Source organism: Ruegeria sp. N8, from assembly GCF_056531325.1.
In genome coordinates, this window is the sequence record NZ_JBQFLQ010000001.1 from 530,819 (window position 1) to 547,315 (window position 16,497).

General features: G+C 58.7%; 18 protein-coding genes. 10 read left to right on the plus strand and 8 right to left on the minus strand.

From position 1 onward, the window contains the following. Positions 1–43: 43 nt before the first annotated feature. Positions 44–832, plus strand: a complete 789-nt coding sequence (locus tag ACR0C5_RS02685; RefSeq protein ID WP_170770463.1) for a lytic murein transglycosylase — start codon at positions 44–46, stop codon at positions 830–832. 198 nt (positions 833–1,030) lie between these two features. Then, on the plus strand, positions 1,031–1,951 hold the full coding sequence (locus ACR0C5_RS02690) for a hypothetical protein (protein ID WP_331252086.1): 921 nt from the start codon (positions 1,031–1,033) through the stop codon (positions 1,949–1,951). 36 nt (positions 1,952–1,987) lie between these two features. Here the strand turns inward: ACR0C5_RS02690 and ACR0C5_RS02695 are convergent, their stop codons facing one another. Continuing rightward, positions 1,988–2,728: a heme-dependent oxidative N-demethylase family protein gene (locus tag ACR0C5_RS02695; protein WP_480874365.1), complete on the minus strand. Its 741-nt coding sequence runs from the start codon at positions 2,726–2,728 to the stop codon at positions 1,988–1,990. A 123-nt stretch (positions 2,729–2,851) separates the two neighbouring features. Here ACR0C5_RS02695 and dddP point away from each other — a divergent pair, with 123 nt between their 5' ends. After that, entirely contained in the window at positions 2,852–4,195 is a 1,344-nt protein-coding gene (gene dddP / locus ACR0C5_RS02700) for a dimethylsulfonioproprionate lyase DddP (protein ID WP_170788832.1), read from the plus strand. On the opposite strand, the gene ACR0C5_RS02705 is transcribed toward dddP, so the two are convergent. After that, entirely contained in the window at positions 4,192–4,374 is a 183-nt protein-coding gene (locus tag ACR0C5_RS02705; protein WP_170788833.1) for a hypothetical protein, read from the minus strand. The two genes, dddP and ACR0C5_RS02705, sit on opposite strands and share 4 nt — an antisense overlap. A gap of 241 nt (positions 4,375–4,615) precedes the next feature. Between ACR0C5_RS02705 and ACR0C5_RS02710 the strand changes: the two genes are divergently transcribed. After that, positions 4,616–5,830: a bifunctional alpha/beta hydrolase/OsmC family protein gene (locus tag ACR0C5_RS02710; RefSeq protein ID WP_170770456.1), complete on the plus strand. Its 1,215-nt coding sequence runs from the start codon at positions 4,616–4,618 to the stop codon at positions 5,828–5,830. Positions 5,831–5,836: 6 nt separating this feature from the next. Here ACR0C5_RS02710 and ACR0C5_RS02715 read toward each other — a convergent pair whose 3' ends face one another. The 5 genes from ACR0C5_RS02715 to ACR0C5_RS02735 form a co-directional block, all read right to left on the minus strand. Continuing rightward, positions 5,837–6,160: a hypothetical protein gene (locus ACR0C5_RS02715; protein WP_170770454.1), complete on the minus strand. Its 324-nt coding sequence runs from the start codon at positions 6,158–6,160 to the stop codon at positions 5,837–5,839. Positions 6,161–6,171: 11 nt separating this feature from the next. Then, positions 6,172–6,720 (minus strand): hypothetical protein, encoded by a 549-nt coding sequence (locus ACR0C5_RS02720; RefSeq protein ID WP_170770452.1) that lies wholly within the window; start codon positions 6,718–6,720, stop codon positions 6,172–6,174. Positions 6,721–6,856: 136 nt separating this feature from the next. After that, positions 6,857–7,444 carry a biotin transporter BioY gene (locus ACR0C5_RS02725; RefSeq protein ID WP_480874370.1) on the minus strand — a complete coding sequence of 196 codons (588 nt, stop codon included), beginning with the start codon at positions 7,442–7,444 and terminating at the stop codon, positions 6,857–6,859. 77 nt (positions 7,445–7,521) lie between these two features. Next, on the minus strand, positions 7,522–7,944 hold the full coding sequence (locus tag ACR0C5_RS02730) for a DUF6314 family protein (RefSeq protein ID WP_170770448.1): 423 nt from the start codon (positions 7,942–7,944) through the stop codon (positions 7,522–7,524). Next, on the minus strand, positions 7,941–8,273 hold the full coding sequence (locus ACR0C5_RS02735; RefSeq protein WP_170770446.1) for a hypothetical protein: 333 nt from the start codon (positions 8,271–8,273) through the stop codon (positions 7,941–7,943). The genes ACR0C5_RS02730 and ACR0C5_RS02735 overlap by 4 nt, the downstream gene beginning before the upstream one ends. 89 nt (positions 8,274–8,362) lie before the next feature. Here ACR0C5_RS02735 and purB point away from each other — a divergent pair, with 89 nt between their 5' ends. From purB to ACR0C5_RS02760, 5 genes are all read left to right on the plus strand, one after another. After that, the gene (gene purB, locus ACR0C5_RS02740; protein ID WP_480874373.1) at positions 8,363–9,670 is read left to right on the plus strand and encodes an adenylosuccinate lyase; all 1,308 of its coding nucleotides are present in this window, start codon (positions 8,363–8,365) and stop codon (positions 9,668–9,670) included. Positions 9,671–9,785: 115 nt separating this feature from the next. Further along, positions 9,786–9,938, plus strand: a complete 153-nt coding sequence (locus tag ACR0C5_RS02745) for an adenylosuccinate lyase (RefSeq protein ID WP_170788837.1) — start codon at positions 9,786–9,788, stop codon at positions 9,936–9,938. A 103-nt stretch (positions 9,939–10,041) separates the two neighbouring features. Then, complete coding sequence (locus ACR0C5_RS02750) at positions 10,042–10,584, plus strand: tetratricopeptide repeat protein (protein WP_480874376.1); 543 nt, start codon at positions 10,042–10,044, stop codon at positions 10,582–10,584. Between the two features lie 95 nt (positions 10,585–10,679). Next, on the plus strand, positions 10,680–11,744 hold the full coding sequence (locus ACR0C5_RS02755) for a flagellar motor switch protein FliG (protein ID WP_480502887.1): 1,065 nt from the start codon (positions 10,680–10,682) through the stop codon (positions 11,742–11,744). 106 nt (positions 11,745–11,850) lie between these two features. Then, positions 11,851–12,774: a lysophospholipid acyltransferase family protein gene (locus ACR0C5_RS02760; protein ID WP_170770438.1), complete on the plus strand. Its 924-nt coding sequence runs from the start codon at positions 11,851–11,853 to the stop codon at positions 12,772–12,774. Between the two features lie 12 nt (positions 12,775–12,786). On the opposite strand, the gene ACR0C5_RS02765 is transcribed toward ACR0C5_RS02760, so the two are convergent. After that, positions 12,787–13,488: a DUF1223 domain-containing protein gene (locus tag ACR0C5_RS02765; RefSeq protein ID WP_480502580.1), complete on the minus strand. Its 702-nt coding sequence runs from the start codon at positions 13,486–13,488 to the stop codon at positions 12,787–12,789. 227 nt (positions 13,489–13,715) lie between these two features. Between ACR0C5_RS02765 and acnA the strand changes: the two genes are divergently transcribed. Continuing rightward, on the plus strand, positions 13,716–16,406 hold the full coding sequence (gene acnA, locus ACR0C5_RS02770; protein ID WP_480874379.1) for an aconitate hydratase AcnA: 2,691 nt from the start codon (positions 13,716–13,718) through the stop codon (positions 16,404–16,406). Positions 16,407–16,497: the final 91 nt, after the last annotated feature.

Here is a 16,497-nt window from a genome sequence, read left to right on the forward strand (position 1 = left end):
GTAAGATGGGAATTGTTCTTTTCAGTCCATCAGGTTTTTCACCATGTTTCGCCTTGCCCTGCTTTTCGCCTTGATCCTTCCAACTCTTGCGATTGCTGCCCCCTGCGGTGACACAAGCGCCGATTTTGAGGCTTGGAAAAAGGACTTCGCGAAACAAGCCAAACGCGCGGGTGTAAAGAAGAAAGGCCTCCAGGCACTCGCCCAGACGACCTATGCAACACGCACTATTGCAGCCGATCGCAACCAGAAGAGTTTCAAATATTCGCTGGACAAATTCATGCAGGTTCGCGGCGCCGACACGATTGTCGCGCAGGGACGCAAGCGCAAGGCGCGAAACCCGCAATTCTACGCGGCGCTCGAGCGGCAATATGGCGTTCCAGCAGGTGTTCTGATCGCCATTCACGGCATGGAAACCGGCTTTGGCGGCTTTATGGGCGACAGTCAGGTTGTTTCGGCAATCACCACCCTTGCCTATGATTGCCGCCGGTCGGAATTCTTCATTCCCCATGCGATCGGCGCACTGAAACTGGTGGATCAAGGCAGCATTACGACCGCGACACGGGGGGCGAAACATGGCGAATTGGGGCACACGCAGTTCCTGCCCGGCAACGCACTGAACTATGGGGTCGATGCCACGGGGGACGGCAAAGTGGATTTCTACAACATGACCGACGCGTTGGCCTCGACCGCGAATTTTCTTCGCAAAAAGGGTTGGAAACCGGGGCGCGGCTACCAGCAAGGGCAGCCAAACTTTGCCGTCATTCAGCAATGGAATGCTGCCACCGTGTACCAGCAATCCATCGCCATCATGGCCGCGCGAATCGACGGCTAAGGCTGGCCACAATCTCAGCACGCGCCTCCTTATTTCAGCCACATTCCTGCCACAGACATTTAATGGCCCTTAAATTGCCTAGGTTTCCAGACCGTAATCAATCTTTGCAATTTGTGATTTTTTTCCATTTTCGCCCAAATCTGCCCCATTTCTCTCACTAGACTGGAGTCCAAACAGGATGCGACAAAGGAATGCGCAGTGACTCCGAAGAACAGCTATCATGGTGGTTTGCAGTTTGACGGCGAGACCGATGGCGCGATCGAGCGGTTCAGCGCCATTGTTTCTGCAACGCTTGAAGATTACGGGCATCTGGTCGAACGCAAAAGCATTCGTGACGCGACCGAAGCCAGCATCGTCTGCAATCAATATCTGGTGCGTCTGACGCTGGACACACAGGTGCCCGTGGCTGAAGACCGGTTTGAGCGCATGAACCGCTCGGCTGGTTTGAAGACGCTGCAACGGCCCGTGGTGACGTTGCCGAAAAACCGGCTGACCATTACGATCACGCCGGTCTCACCGCTTCTGGACGACCGCGAGATTTCCGAGCTGATGCTGGTAGTTGTCCTGTATCGCATGGTCGACATCTGCGCCACGCAGCGGGTTGAATGGCTGACCCCCAACACCGTGCTGACCATCGAACAATTCATGAGTGCGTTTGACACTCTGCCCCCCGTTAAAAAAAAGAAGCGAAATAGAAAACAGATTTTCGAGGCAGTCTCAGGCCCGTTCGCGGAACTGGACACTATTGAGGAAGACCCACTGGACGAGCCACAAAAAAAGGCGCCGCCCCCGGCAGCCCGGCCGATCCAGTTGTCGGATGAGCAGTTGCTCAGCATCGCTTTTCGGACAGAACCTATCGAGCAGCCTTTGGATCGGGACGACACGCACCCCCTCGACCACGACGAACAGCCCAGTGATATCCTGCGACTGACCAGTTGGGGATTGACCGGTGCCGTGGCCAGTGTGTCTGTTCCGATCGCGGCCTCTATGGCCGCTGTGAACCTGATCCGGGGCGAAGATTTTCGCCTTAACACTCAGGTGCTTGCCTATTCGGTAGCGATCTCCGCTCTCAGCACAAGCGGGGCCTTCGCAGGTGTTGCCAACGTTTTGGGCATGTGATTCACGAACCTAAGACCCTCCTAGGAGGCCCCGCCATCAGGCGGGGTTTTCTATATTTGGCAAGCTGTACGCTTTCAGCACGTAGGTATGGATTGTAAATACCACCGCCTGCGTCTGCGGCAGCCGCAACAGTGTTTGCTTTTCGCTGCGCAGATAAGGCGCGGATCCGGGGTCTTTGATGTGACGTGGCTCATGCGCGCTTCGGGGTTGGTGCAACTCGGCATCATCGTACCACAGCGCGTTGAACCTCCAGAGCGGCCGACCCGGCCGTATCCCGTCGAACAAGCGCTGGACACGGCGGGCGATGTCATCGTCATAGCTGTCGACCGGCACATGGATGTCGATCAGCGGGCGCATGAACTTCTCGGACAGGCGCCAACTGGCCGGAAAACACAAGACGGCCCCGGTCAGAACATGTTCTTCGCCGTGCTTTTGCAAGATACAGATATCCTCCTGCACCAGTTTGCATAGGGTCTCCATCGGCTGGGCTCGATCGATGACCACCTCTTGTCCATCGGGTCGGGTGACATGGTCGGAGCACCCCGGATAGGCGTGGTACAGCACAATATCTAGCAGCTCCTGCGCCGCCGGTTCAGCGCTTGGGTCCAGCGCCAGAACATCCGCCCGGCGGTCGCGCAACAAAGCTTCTCGGTGCTGCATCTGCGCAGCAAAGGCATCATCCCGGTGCAGCCATGTCTCCATACTGTCGGGCTGGATACCCGGCAGTGGGCGTTGATCTAGCGGGTTGTAGGGAATTGCGGTCTGAAAAATCGTCATAAGGCTGATCTATCACTGCAACGCAGAGCTGTCGGTCAAAAAGCGACGATCCGACCGTCGCAATTTATCGAGACTGCGCGGCAATGATTCTCCACGCTGAAAAAACAGGCAGAGAGGGCATCCATGAACACACATTACCGCGACGGCCGCAAAATCGACCCCACCAAAGGCGCGACCCTTGGTGATGGCACCCCGAACGAATTGGACCGGATCGAGATCGGTCCCACCCAACTAGCCTTTTCCGAGTGGGAGGCCGCCGGGTTGACCCTGCCCAACCTTGCCAACATGCGCGAGTATCGCTGGAAACGCCTGACGCAAGCGGTCGTGGATCGCGGCTATGGCGGGGTGCTGATGTTCGACCCGCTGAACATCCGCTATGCCACCGACAGCACCAACATGCAGCTTTGGAACACCCACAACCCGTTTCGCGCCGTACTGCTGTGCGCCGATGGGTACATGGTAATCTGGGACTATAAAAACTCGCCCTTCCTTTCGACCTTCAACCCGCTGGTGCGCGAACAGCGTTCAGGCGCCGACCTGTTCTATTTCGACCGGGGAGACAAGGTGGATGTGGCGGCTGATGTGTTCTCGAATGAGGTGCGGGTGCTGATCGAAGAGCATAGCGGCGGCAACAAACGCTTGGCCGTGGACAAGATCATGCTGCATGGGCTGCGCGCGCTCGAGGCGCAAGGGTTCGAGATCATGGAGGGCGAAGAACTCACTGAAAAGACCCGCGCGATCAAGGGCCCGGACGAGATTCTGGCCATGCGCTGCGCCCATCATGCCTGCGAGACCGCTGTTGGCGCGATGGAGCAGTTTGCCCGCGCCAATGTCGGCGACAGCAAGACATCCGAGGATGACATTTGGGCCGTTCTGCACGCTGAAAACATCCGACGCGGCGGTGAATGGATTGAAACCCGCTTGCTCGCCTCAGGGCAACGCACGAACCCGTGGTTTCAGGAATGTGGACCGCGGATCACGCAACAAAATGAGATTATCGCGTTTGATACGGACCTGATCGGTTCTTACGGCATATGTATCGATATCTCACGCACATGGTGGATCGGCGATCAGAAACCCCGCCCGGACATGATCTATGCCATGCAGCACGCGCATGAGCATATCATGACCAATATGGAGATGCTGAAACCCGGCGTCATGATCCCCGATCTGACGGCCAACTCACACAAACTGGACGACAAGTTTCAGGCACAGAAATACGGTTGCCTGATGCACGGTGTCGGCCTGTGCGATGAATGGCCGTTGGTGGCCTACCCGGACAAGGCGGTTGCCGGCGCTTACGACTATGCCTTGGAGCCCGGCATGGTCCTGTGTGTCGAGGCCGCCGTGGGCGAAGTGGGCGGTGACTTTTCCATCAAGCTGGAGGATCAGGTTCTGATCACCGAAGACGGGTATGAGAACCTGACAACCTATCCGTTCGACCCCCAGCTTATGGGTCTGGCCTAGTCCGGCCAGGTTGAGCGTTTGACATTGCCGTGCCAGTCTTCAGCGGTTTGCGCCGCGACCGGCGCGGCCTCGGGCCAGTTGTGACCCGCCGCAAAGCTAAGCAGCGCCGTCAGGGCAAGAATGATCAGAAGATCGGGGCGCAGCGCGGTGCTGCGTGGTGCGCAAGAAATGTGTGCCATCATGGCCTCCGAGATTGTGTGACGTGAACAAAGTCAATGTGGAGGCTTCAAACATATTTTTAAAACGAATATTATTTTGATACATCATCACATAAATTGATGGTAATTGAAACCTACGTTCCGCTTCATGTACTGGATGACCGATCTGTTCTCACCTTCCCGTGACGCGCGTTACATATGGGTTGAGCGACCCGGTAGAAGCCCACAGTATTGGCGCCAACTTGCGACGTAAGGAACTGCCATGCCCACCGAACGCATTACCTTTGCCGGTCACGACGGCAACCAACTTGCTGCGCGCCTCGACCTGCCTGACGGGCCGGTTCTGGCCACAGCGTTGTTTGCCCATTGTTTTACCTGCTCCAAGGACATTCCCGCCGCCCGTCGCATCGCGGCTCGCTTGGCTGGAATGGGTATTGCCGTTCTGCGTTTTGACTTCACCGGTCTGGGTCACTCTGAAGGCGAATTCGCCAACACCACTTTCACTTCTAATGTCGAAGACCTGATTGCCGCCTCTCACTATCTTGCCGGGCGCGACATGGCGCCGTCGTTGCTGATTGGGCACTCGCTTGGCGGAGCTGCTGTGCTGCGCGCCCGCGCTGGCATTCCCAGCGTCAAAGCGGTGGTCACGCTGGGCGCACCTGCTGATCCGGGCCATGTCTCGCACCATTTCCAGGCCGCTCTTCCCGAGATCGAGCAGGAAGGCTCGGCTGAAGTGACGCTGGGCGGGCGTCCTTTCCGCATTGGCAAGGCCTTTGTCGATGACATATCGGAAACCGAACTGACCCCCGCCATCAAAGAGCTGAAAGCCGCGCTGCTGATCCTGCACGCCCCTTTGGATGAGACCGTGAGCGTCGACAACGCCAGCGCCATCTTTATGGCCGCCAAGCACCCCAAAAGCTTTGTTACTCTGGATGATGCCGACCACCTGATCACGCGGGCCTGTGACGCTGAATATGCGGCCGATGTGATTGCGGCCTGGGTGACACGCTACATAACCCTGTCCCCACCAGCCCCACCGCCCGGCGCCCCCGAAGGCATTGTGCGCGTGACCGAGGCCGACCCCAGCGGTTTCTTGCAGGACATTCAATCCGGCCCCCGTCACCATGCGGTCGCGGACGAGCCTGCCTCGTATGGCGGCACCGACCGAGGCATGTCGCCTTACGGTTTCGTGTCTTCCGGATTGGGGGCCTGCACTTCGATGACAATTCGCATGTATGCGCGTCGCAAACGCTGGCCGTTGACGGGCATTGTTGTCGATGTCTGCCACAACAAGGTCCACGGGCAGGATGCGGGGCTAGTCGGCGACGGAAAGGTTGATCTGTTCCGGCGCAAGATCCGGCTCGAAGGTCCTCTGGACGACGAACAGCGCGCCAGGTTGCTGGAAATTGCCGACAAATGCCCTGTTCACAGGACACTTGAGGGTTCGGCGGAAATTACGACCGAATTGCTGACCTGACGCACCTTACCGTCGCGGTGCCGGTCGATGGATCGGCGGCCGTGCTGTCGGGGGCCGAGCCACAGGTGGCCGGGGCCGCGCGGGCGGTTTGGCGATCGGTGGCTTGGGCCGTGCAGGCGGTTTCCCAACCGGCGGCTTCGGGCGAACCGGGCGATCTACGTCGATGTCCACATCTACGTCGTGGTAATAGTCGTTCCAAAGAAGCGAGTCGTAAAACGGATCATATCCGTATCCCACGCCAACAGTGACCCCATCACAGGCCGAAAGGGTAAAACTGGCTGCGCCCAGACTCAGGGCAAGACAGGTGCGTTTGATCAGTTTTCTGGCCATCCTCCCCCTCCTCACCGAGCAGCCCGGAACGAGGCGAACACTGCGTTCAGATCATCCACATAGGCCGGATCGGCCCCATCGCGCAGAACGGCCACGGCCACGGCGACGCGGTCATTGGGCAGGTCGATCACAGTCGCAGTGAAGTTAACGCCCCGCCCATCACGGGTACCGGTGCCCCGGATCACTTGCGCGGGCAGCCCTCCGATACGAGTCGAAACATTGTCTGAAACCACTGGAGATTTGACCAGAAACTTGTCGACATCCTGAAGATACCGCAATCCTCCGTCGATCGAGGCGACGCCGGCAGGTGCGACAAAACCGATCCAGACGTTGTCATCGGTCACAGGCCGTATCCCCATGACACGAGCCACTGCGCGGGGATCTCCCAGTTGCGTATCCTCAATCTCGCGTGTGCCACCTGTCCGCACGGCCCAGAAATCGGGCACCGAAAAGCTGAACAAGGCGCGTCCATTATCCGTATACGTCACCGGGGTATCGGCAAAAACTGGCGCGGCGCCAAGCCATATCGCCGCAATGGCAGAGCTTAATCGCAAAAACATATCATAATAACCTGTTGTTTCTGTTGGCTCAGAGTGGCCCGCGATGACCGGATTTGTCCAGTCTCATTCCATAACAAAAAAAACCCGCGCCGGGATTGCTCCGGGCGCGGGTTTCGTCGTTCTCAAAAGCGGGAAATCAGGCGCGGGCGTCGCCCACCAGTTTCCACAGGCCAGGGATCAGCAGCGCCGCCAGCGCCAGTTTGATCGCATCACCCACCAGGAACGGCGTCAGGCCCCAGGCCAGGATCGGCTGATCCCAACCATACAGCTGACCCAGCCAAAGCAGGCCGGGGACGTAGATCAACACATTGGCCAGAACCAGCGCCAGCGCCAGCTTGCCAACCGAGCGGTCCCAGCCGCGCGCGGCCAGAGCACCCAGAGCCAGGGTCGCCAGCAAATAACCCACCAGATAGCCGCCTGTGCCACCCATCATGTAAGTCAGCCCGAATTTCTCGGCCGACGAACCGGCGAACACATCAAAGCCCAGCGCGCCGATCAGCAGGTAACCCAGCATGGTCACCAGACCCAGACGCGCGCCATAGGCGGTGCCAATGGTCAGAACGGCAAAGGTGCCCATGGTGATCGGAACCGGCCACATCGGCACTTTGATTTTCGCGGCAACGGCCAAAGCAACGATGCCAAGCGCAACCAGGATCACTTGCTTAACACGCAGCGCCGTGCCTTCGCGCGGGCCAAACGCATTGGCCAGTACATTTGCATTCATCTTCATTTCTCCCCAATTCGGATCGGAATTCTGCGACAGCAATGCCCAATCCGGCCGCTCACTTCAAGGTGATTACGCTACCGTAGCACGTATTCCGTGTCCATTTCGTAGGATTTTCGGGGCCCGGAGACTATCCAGCGTACGCTCCATCGCGGCCAGTTCGAGAAATCATAGACTGCGTCATAGCTGTCTGGCGCGCAATCATGGTGATCCGACGTCTGCGGAACCCCCAGATTCAAACGGTGGAAATACCGCCCGTCGTCGAAAAAGACGGCTACACCGTCGCCGTCCGCACGCCACAGGTAGCGCCGGGTGCCTGTCATCTTAGCCTGGCCGGGTATGCGCAAAACCACTTCTTCGTCATAGATCAGACCGTCATCAGCAAGACGCAGATACGCCATCCCATCCGCCTGCACCACCTGCCCCGCTCTTGCGTCGCGGATGGTGCGCGTCAGGCCCCAGCAGCCTTCGAAATCGGACAGGCTGTTCGGAGCGATCATTCCGGCAGATACCCGTCCGTTATCCCGCCCCTGTCGTCGATGAACCGAATGATTACCCCGCTTTGCAAAACGTCATAGCAGGCCCAAAGCCCGGATGGTGGCCAGGTCGAGCAATACTGGTCTCCGCGAACCGCCCACCGTCCACTGCTGGGTCGCCCCGAGAAATACTGCGTAGCCCCGCTTGCATCGAAGGTTTGCCAGACGCCTTCGCCATAGCTGAGTTTCTGCCCGGTCAAGGCCGACACGATTTCATTCCCGGTCAGTGGCCAAAACTCTGTCGCGGCCGAAATATCGGGCCAAAGGGCTAAAATCAGGGCAAACCGTCTCATCTGCGCACTCGCACCTTGTTCCTGTGGCGGGTCGGGTTTAAACCCCGCCGCAACGCCTCCTGCCAAATCACAATAAGGTGCCGCTGCCAATGATTCCACGTTATTCCCGCCCTGAAATGGTTGCCATCTGGTCGCCCGAAAGCAAGTTCCGCATCTGGTATGAGATCGAAGCCCATGCCTGTGACGCCATGGCCGATCTGGGCGTGATCCCGCGCGAAAACGCCGAGGCAGTGTGGAAAGCCAAGGACGTGGAGTTCGACGTAGCACGGATTGATGAAATCGAAGCCGTCACCAAACATGACGTCATCGCCTTTCTGACCCACCTAGCCGAACATGTCGGCAGTGAAGAGGCACGCTTTGTGCATCAGGGCATGACCTCGTCCGACGTGCTGGACACCTGCCTGAACGTGCAGCTGACTCGCGCCGCCGACCTGCTGATCGCCGATCTCGAAGGTCTGCTGGCCGCCCTGAAACGCCGCGCGATCGAACATAAGAACACCGTACGCATCGGCCGCAGCCACGGCATCCACGCCGAGCCCACCACCATGGGTCTGACCTTCGCGCGTTTCTACGCCGAGATGGACCGCAACCTGTCCCGGATGCGCGACGCGCGGGCCGAGATTGCAACCGGCGCAATCAGCGGCGCGGTCGGCACCTTTGCCAATGTCGATCCCGCAGTCGAGGAACATGTCTGCGACAAGCTTGGTCTGGTGCCCGAGCCGATCAGCACGCAGGTCATTCCGCGCGACCGTCACGCGGCCTTCTTTGCCACATTGGGCGTGATCGCCAGCAGCATCGAAAACATCGCCATCGAAATCCGCCACATGCAGCGGACCGAGGTTCTGGAAGGGGCCGAGTTCTTTTCGATGGGCCAGAAAGGCTCGTCTGCGATGCCGCATAAGAAGAACCCGGTGCTGACCGAGAACCTGACTGGTCTGGCGCGTATGGTGCGTGCGGCGGTGATCCCTGCGATGGAGAATGTGGCACTTTGGCACGAACGCGATATCTCGCATTCCTCGGTGGAACGCATGATCGGGCCGGACGCCACGATCACGTTGGACTTTGCGCTGGCCCGTCTAACAGGTGTGATCGACAAGATGCTGATCTTCCCTGAAAACATGCTGGAGAACATGAACAAATTCCCCGGTCTGGTCATGAGCCAACGGGTTTTGCTGGCTCTGACCCAAGCGGGTGTCAGCCGCGAAGACGCCTATGCCATGGTTCAGCGCAACGCTTTGAAGGTTTGGGAACACCGCACTGATTTCAAAGAAGAACTTCTGGCCGATGCCGATGTCACCGCCGCCCTCAGCCCCGCGGAGATCGAAGAGAAATTCGACCTTGGCTATCACACCAAGCACGTAGACACGATTTTCGCGCGCGTGTTTGGCGAGGAATAAAGCCTAACGCACTAAACAAGGCCCGGACCGTATAGGCGGATTCGGGCCTCGTCCTTTTGTCAGGTTGCTCAAATTCGGATATGATGGGGTCGTTGTTCCGAACAGGAGACCCACCATGACCCGTACTCTTCTATGCGCATTGGCTCTGACCTGCTCTGCCTCGATCGCGATGGCCTGCAGCGGACATTCCAAGCAAACGCAATCCTGCGCGCCGGGCACCCAATGGGACTATGAGACCCAGAGCTGTACCAAAACCGTGAACAGCTAAGAAAATATTTCCTACTCGTGAATAAAAGCGAGCCGCCGATTGTTCGTCTTTTATCGGATCGCGCTATGCTTGATCAGAGCAGCCCAGAGAACGGAGTAGGAAAATGCGCCTAGTACTAGCCTCAGCAATTGCCCTGCAGGCATTCGCTTTCGCCCCAGTTGCCCACGCCGCTGGCGGTGGGGACAGCAGCCCGCCTAAACCGACGAACACGACCAAGAAGTGTCTGTTCGGTCGGGTCTATGACAAGGACGCCGGGCGCTGTGTGAAACCGAACAAAACAAATTTCACTCAGGACGAACTTTATGGCGCGGTGCGTGAGCTTGCCTATGACGGGCAGTTGGAAAACGCGCAGGACGTCCTTCGGATCATGGATCAGGATGATGACCGTGTTCTGACCTATTGGGGCTTTACCTTCCGAAAGCTGGGCGATCTGGAACAGGCCAATCTGTTCTATCAGGACGCTATCAGGGTCAATCCCGACAATATTCTGGCGCGCTCGTACGTGGCACAAGGCTATGTCGCCGAAGGTCGCACCGATCTGGCCATCGAGCAATGGCGCGAGATCAAGGCGCGCGGTGGTGAAGGCACCTGGGCCGAGGCGTCTCTGCGCGAGGCAATCCGCACGGGGCTGACCTTCAACTACTAAGCTTCAGGTTTTTTTTACCCGAGTCTCCCTATTCTGCCCGTGGATCAGAATGATGGCACCGCAGGCAGATGCAGGACTCACACACATTGGTACAAATGGCGCCGGGGGCTTCGGCCCCCATTGCCGACAAAGAACAAGAAGCGCCGCGCGTGGTTCCACGCGCGCTGAGCAATCGACAAAAGGCGGCAGTGGTCGTACGACTTTTGTTAAATGACGGCGCGGATATCCCGCTTGAGGATCTTCCCGATGACTTGCAGGAAAAGCTGACCCACCAACTGGGGCAGATGGGTCTGGTGGACCGGGTGACGCTGGACGCTGTGGCCGCTGAATTTGCCGAAGCGCTGGACAGTGTCGGGCTTTCCTTTCCGCACGGACTTGCGGGTGCGCTGGATGCTGTGAACGGCAAAATCGCTCCGGCCACCGCCGCGCGGCTGCGCAAAGTCGCAGGGGTGCGTCAAGTCGGCGATCCCTGGCAGCGCCTGCGCGAAGTCCCGACCGAGGATCTGGCCGACATGGCGCAGGCCGAAAGTATCGAGGTCGCGGCAGTGATGCTTTCGAAGCTGGAAACCGCGAAGGCCGCGCAGCTATTGGGCCACCTGCCCGGCCCTGTGGCGCGACGGATCACCTATGCGGTGTCGAAAACCGCCAACGTCACACCCGAGGCAGTAGACCGGATCGGATGGTCGCTGGCCGCGCAACTGGATCAACGCCCGACCATGGCATTCACAGATGGCCCCGGTGCGCGCGTGGGGGCCATCCTCAACCAATCCGCCGCCTCGACCCGCGACGGGTTGCTTAGCGCTCTGGATGAGGAGGATTCGGATTTCGCCAGTGTCGTACGCCGGTCCATCTTTACATTCGCCCATGTCCCAACGCGCATCCTGCCGCGCGACGTACCCGCTATCCTTCGGGGCGTGGATCAACCGGTTCTGGTCACAGCGCTCGCCGGTGCCGAGACCGAGGACGACAAGACAACGGTTGAATTTCTTCTGACCAACATGTCCTCGCGCATGGCCGACAATCTGCGCGAGGAAATGACCGAACGCGGCAAGGTCAAACAAGCTGAGGCGGAAGAGGCCATGACCCAGATCGTTGGCGCAATCCGCGATCTGGTGGATGGCGGCGCGATAACCCTTGTCGAAGAAGAGGCCGAGGAATAACGAGACGCCTCCGTGCCCTTGTAACCCATTCAGAACGCTTGTGGTCACTCGGTCGGGGTTGTATGTCTGGCCCGGCAACGCCCGCAATAGCCGCCGAGAGCCACAGATGCCCGTAGAAAAGTCAGAACTCAGCCGGATTGAGCTTGGCAAATATTACGTGACCGGCCTGTTCCTCAGAGGGTTGATTGGCGCGATGCGCCTGCTGCCCTACGAGCGCCGCATTGCGACAATGGGCGCATTGGTCCGCACGCTTGCACCAGTGGTGGGGTTTTCGAAACGCGTGCGCAACAACCTGAAGCTGACCTGCCCCGACCTGCCCGAGGATGAAGTCAATCGCATCTGCCGGGCCGTCCCCGACAATGCTGGCCGTGCGATTATGGAACATTTCTCGCCCGAAGGGTTTACGGATCGACAGCGCCATGCAAAGGTTTCGGGTCCTGGTATCGCCGCGTTTGACGCCGCCGTTGCCGAAGGCAAGCCGGTGATGATGATCACCGCCCATTTCGGCCACTACCTTGCGGCGCGCATCGCGCTACAGGAACGCAGCGGCGAACCGATCGGTTGTCTCTATCGCCGGATGGCAAACCCCTATTTCAACGACATGTATGTCGACGCCTTTTACAAAACCGGCGCGCCGATGTTTGAACAGGGCCGCCGCGGCATGGTTGAGATGGTGCGCGCCCTGAAAAAGGGTGGGATCATCGCCATCGTATCGGACCTGCACGCCCATGGCGGCGAAGAGCTGACCTATTTCGGCAAACCCGCCGTGACCTCGGTTCTGAATGCCGAGCTTGCGATGAAGTACAAGGCGGTGTTGATCCCGTGCTATGCCGTGCGCCAGCCCAACGGTATCGACTTTGAGATCGTCCTGCACGACCCCGTCCCCCATACCGACCCCAAGACCATGACCCAGTTCACCAATGACGATCTTGAGGCGATGGTGCGCAAAAACATGGGCCAGTGGTTCTGGATTCACCGCCGCTGGAAAGCTTGGAATGGGCTGGGTGTTCAGCCGGAAGACATGGTTTAATGGGCGGTTGACCTATTTGACCCGCGCGGCGGCCACGATCGGGCCATGACCCGCCTCTTGAACCAGCACAACCGCAGGCAGGTCCGAAGTCAGCGCAACCGAATATTGCTGTGCCTGGTTGCCATCCCAGGATCCCGCCCAGTGCCAGGATTCCACCACATTGGCATAGTCCAGCTCATGCCCTGCCAGTTCCCCTCGGCGGATCGAGGCATGGCGCATCGGTGAATACTCCACCACCCGAATCTCATAGGTCGCCCCTTCGGGCAGTTCGATCGGCGTGACATCCACCGTGACATCATTCGCCGCCCGTGTTGCTGAGACCGATGCCTCTGGCGCAGCTTTCAGATGGGCGTCGATGATGCGATTCAGTTCATCAGCCTTGGCGCCCACAACATCCTGCTGCCCGTTGATCACCATCTGCGGCGTATAGATCATCGACCGCCCGCCCCCACGCGCATAGGCGCGCTGCCGGGTGGTGTGATCGGGATTGGCATATTCATCTTCCCACCCGATATAGTCCCAATAGTCCACGTGCAGCGCCAAGCCGATAACGTCGTCGCGCTTGGCAAGCTCATGCATCAGCTTGTCCGCAGGGGGACAGGAAGAACACCCCTGAGACGTGAACAACTCCACAACCACCGGGTCACTTTCCGCCATCGAAGACGAGGCAAGAAACAGGGAAACAAGCGCGGTCGCAGTAACGGTTCTGATCATGGGGCTCTCGGGATTTGTGGGATGCGAGACAGGTGTACATCTATCGCCGCTCAACCTCCAATCAAGGTTTCTTGAGAGCCGCGACAGCCAGATTTCAAAAAAATGTGTGCAATGGTATACAAAAATTGCCGCAGGTGGGCTGTTGGACCTTGAACCGGCGGCTTGGGTGATGCAGATACCCCTCAGCGAATCCCATATTCCACGTCATTTGAGAGGGAGGCCACTAGATGCCCATCAAAGTCGGACAGGATACCGCCAAGACACGCCGCAGCCTGAGCGTGAATGGCAAGTCCATTTCCTATTATTCCATCCCCGCCGCACAAGAGGCCGGTCTGGGTGATTTCTCAAACCTTCCCGCCGCGCTGAAAGTGGTGCTGGAGAACATGCTGCGGTTCGAGGATAACGGTTTCTCGGTCTCGGTCGACGACATCAAGGCCTTTGCCGAATGGGGCGCCAACGGCGGTAAGAACCCGCGCGAGATCGCTTATCGCCCTGCCCGCGTTTTGATGCAGGACTTCACCGGTGTTCCGGCGGTTGTCGATCTGGCCGCAATGCGTGACGGCATCAAAGGACTGGGCGGCGACGCACAGAAGATCAACCCACTGAACCCAGTTGATCTGGTCATCGACCACTCGGTCATGATTGACGAGTTTGGCAACCCGCGCGCGTTCCAGATGAATGTGGACCGCGAGTATGAGCGTAACATGGAACGCTACCAATTCCTGAAATGGGGCCAGAACGCCTTTAACAACTTCCGCGTTGTGCCGCCCGGAACCGGCATCTGTCACCAAGTGAACCTGGAATATCTGGCCCAGACCGTCTGGACTGACACCGATCAGGACGGCAACGAAGTCGCCTACCCTGACACGCTGGTCGGCACCGACAGCCACACTACCATGGTTAACGGCATGGCCGTACTGGGCTGGGGTGTTGGCGGGATCGAAGCCGAGGCCGCAATGCTGGGTCAGCCGATCTCGATGCTGATCCCAGAGGTTGTGGGCTTTGAGCTGACCGGCGATCTGGTCGAAGGCACTACCGGCACCGACCTGGTTCTGAAGGTCGTCGAGATGCTGCGTGAAAAAGGTGTTGTCGGCAAATTCGTCGAGTTCTACGGCGAAGGTTTGGATCGTCTGCCCCTGGCCGACCGCGCGACCATCGCCAACATGGCCCCCGAATACGGCGCGACCTGTGGCTTCTTCCCGATCGACGGCGAAACCCTGCGTTATCTGCGCAATACCGGTCGCGACGAAGACCGTATCGCGCTGGTTGAAGCCTACGCGAAAGAGAACGGCTTCTGGCGCGATGCGGACTACGCACCGATCTATACCGACACCCTGTCGCTGGACATGGGCACCATCGTTCCTGCGATCTCGGGTCCAAAACGCCCGCAGGACTATGTTGCACTGACCGACGCCAAGGCCGCTTTCACCAAGGAAATGGAAGAGACTTTCAAGCGTCCCATGGGCAAGGAAGTCGTCGTCAACGGCGAGGACTACACCATGGAATCGGGCAAGGTCGTGATCGCCTCGATCACCTCCTGCACCAACACTTCAAACCCCTATGTGATGATCGGCGCGGGCCTTGTGGCGCGCAAAGCCGCAGCGCTGGGTTTGAACCGCAAACCTTGGGTCAAAACCTCGCTGGCTCCTGGGTCGCAGGTTGTGTCAGCCTATCTTGAGGCCGCTGGCCTGCAAGAAGATCTGGACAAGGTGGGCTTTAACCTCGTGGGTTATGGCTGCACCACCTGTATCGGTAACTCGGGACCCATCCAAAAAGAACTGTCCGAGGCGATTGCCGAAGGCGACCTGGTCGCCACGTCGGTGCTGTCGGGCAACCGGAACTTCGAAGGACGAATCTCGCCTGACGTACGCGCCAACTATCTGGCCTCGCCGCCGTTGGTGGTGGTCTACGCGCTGGCAGGCACCATGGATATCGACCTGACGTCCGAGCCGATTGGTCAGGATCAGGACGGTAACGACGTCTTCATGAAGGACATCTGGCCATCGGCCCAGGAAGTCGCTGAACTGGTTGAAAAGACCGTTACGCGTGAGGCGTTCCAATCGAAATATGCGGACGTCTTCAAGGGCGATGAAAAGTGGCAGGGCGTAGATGTTCCGCAGCAGGAAACCTATGATTGGCCCGCGACATCGACTTACATCCAGAACCCGCCCTATTTCCAGGGCATGGGGGCCGAGCCGGGTACGATTTCGAACATCGAAGGTGCCAAGGTATTGCTGATCCTGGGTGATATGATCACCACAGACCACATCTCACCGGCCGGTTCGTTTGCGACGACCACGCCTGCAGGCAAGTATCTGACCGACCGCCAGGTTCAGCCGCGCGAGTTCAACTCGTACGGGTCCCGCCGTGGCAACCACGAGATCATGATGCGCGGCACCTTCGCCAACATCCGCGTCAAGAACGAGATGCTGGACGGTGTCGAGGGTGGTTACACCAAAGGCCCCGATGGCGAGCAGACCTCGGTTTATGAGGCGTCGATGGCCTATCAGGAAAAGGGCACCCCGCTGGTTGTCTTTGGTGGCGAACAGTACGGTGCGGGTTCTTCTCGTGACTGGGCGGCCAAGGGTACGGCTCTGCTGGGCGTCAAGGCCGTGATCGCCGAAAGCTTTGAGCGTATTCACCGCTCGAACCTGGTTGGCATGGGCGTCATTCCGTTTGAGTTCACCGGCGGTGACACACGCAAGTCGCTGGGTCTGAAAGGGGACGAAACGGTCTCGATCCACGGTCTGGACACGATCCAGCCGTTGCAAGAGGTGCCCTGCACGATCGTCTACGGCGATGGGTCCGAGAAGACCATCACCCTGAAGTGCCGCATCGATACCGCGCCCGAAATCGAGTATATCGAAAACGGTGGCGTACTGCACTACGTACTACGGAACCTTGCAAAGGCCGGATGACCGGAATTTGTGCATATAGAATAAGAAAGGACGCCTAAGGGCGTCCTTTTGTTATTTGCGAGGCTCTGCCTCGCGCTCCGAGGTATTTTTG

Coding starts and splice junctions, on each gene's coding strand:
- ACR0C5_RS02745 (WP_170788837.1), top strand. CDS start 9,786: ATGACCCGTACTCTTCTATGCGCATTGGCTCTGACCTGCTCTGCCTCG.
- ACR0C5_RS02705 (WP_170788833.1), bottom strand. CDS start 4,374: ATGGCACACATTTCTTGCGCACCACGCAGCACCGCGCTGCGCCCCGAT.
- ACR0C5_RS02715 (WP_170770454.1), bottom strand. CDS start 6,160: ATGGCCAGAAAACTGATCAAACGCACCTGTCTTGCCCTGAGTCTGGGC.
- ACR0C5_RS02710 (WP_170770456.1), top strand. CDS start 4,616: ATGCCCACCGAACGCATTACCTTTGCCGGTCACGACGGCAACCAACTT.
- purB (WP_480874373.1), top strand. CDS start 8,363: ATGATTCCACGTTATTCCCGCCCTGAAATGGTTGCCATCTGGTCGCCC.
- ACR0C5_RS02735 (WP_170770446.1), bottom strand. CDS start 8,273: ATGAGACGGTTTGCCCTGATTTTAGCCCTTTGGCCCGATATTTCGGCC.
- ACR0C5_RS02765 (WP_480502580.1), bottom strand. CDS start 13,488: ATGATCAGAACCGTTACTGCGACCGCGCTTGTTTCCCTGTTTCTTGCC.
- ACR0C5_RS02720 (WP_170770452.1), bottom strand. CDS start 6,720: ATGTTTTTGCGATTAAGCTCTGCCATTGCGGCGATATGGCTTGGCGCC.
- ACR0C5_RS02730 (WP_170770448.1), bottom strand. CDS start 7,944: ATGATCGCTCCGAACAGCCTGTCCGATTTCGAAGGCTGCTGGGGCCTG.
- ACR0C5_RS02725 (WP_480874370.1), bottom strand. CDS start 7,444: ATGAATGCAAATGTACTGGCCAATGCGTTTGGCCCGCGCGAAGGCACG.
- acnA (WP_480874379.1), top strand. CDS start 13,716: ATGCCCATCAAAGTCGGACAGGATACCGCCAAGACACGCCGCAGCCTG.
- ACR0C5_RS02760 (WP_170770438.1), top strand. CDS start 11,851: ATGCCCGTAGAAAAGTCAGAACTCAGCCGGATTGAGCTTGGCAAATAT.
- ACR0C5_RS02685 (WP_170770463.1), top strand. CDS start 44: ATGTTTCGCCTTGCCCTGCTTTTCGCCTTGATCCTTCCAACTCTTGCG.
- ACR0C5_RS02755 (WP_480502887.1), top strand. CDS start 10,680: ATGGCGCCGGGGGCTTCGGCCCCCATTGCCGACAAAGAACAAGAAGCG.
- ACR0C5_RS02750 (WP_480874376.1), top strand. CDS start 10,042: ATGCGCCTAGTACTAGCCTCAGCAATTGCCCTGCAGGCATTCGCTTTC.
- ACR0C5_RS02695 (WP_480874365.1), bottom strand. CDS start 2,728: ATGACGATTTTTCAGACCGCAATTCCCTACAACCCGCTAGATCAACGC.
- dddP (WP_170788832.1), top strand. CDS start 2,852: ATGAACACACATTACCGCGACGGCCGCAAAATCGACCCCACCAAAGGC.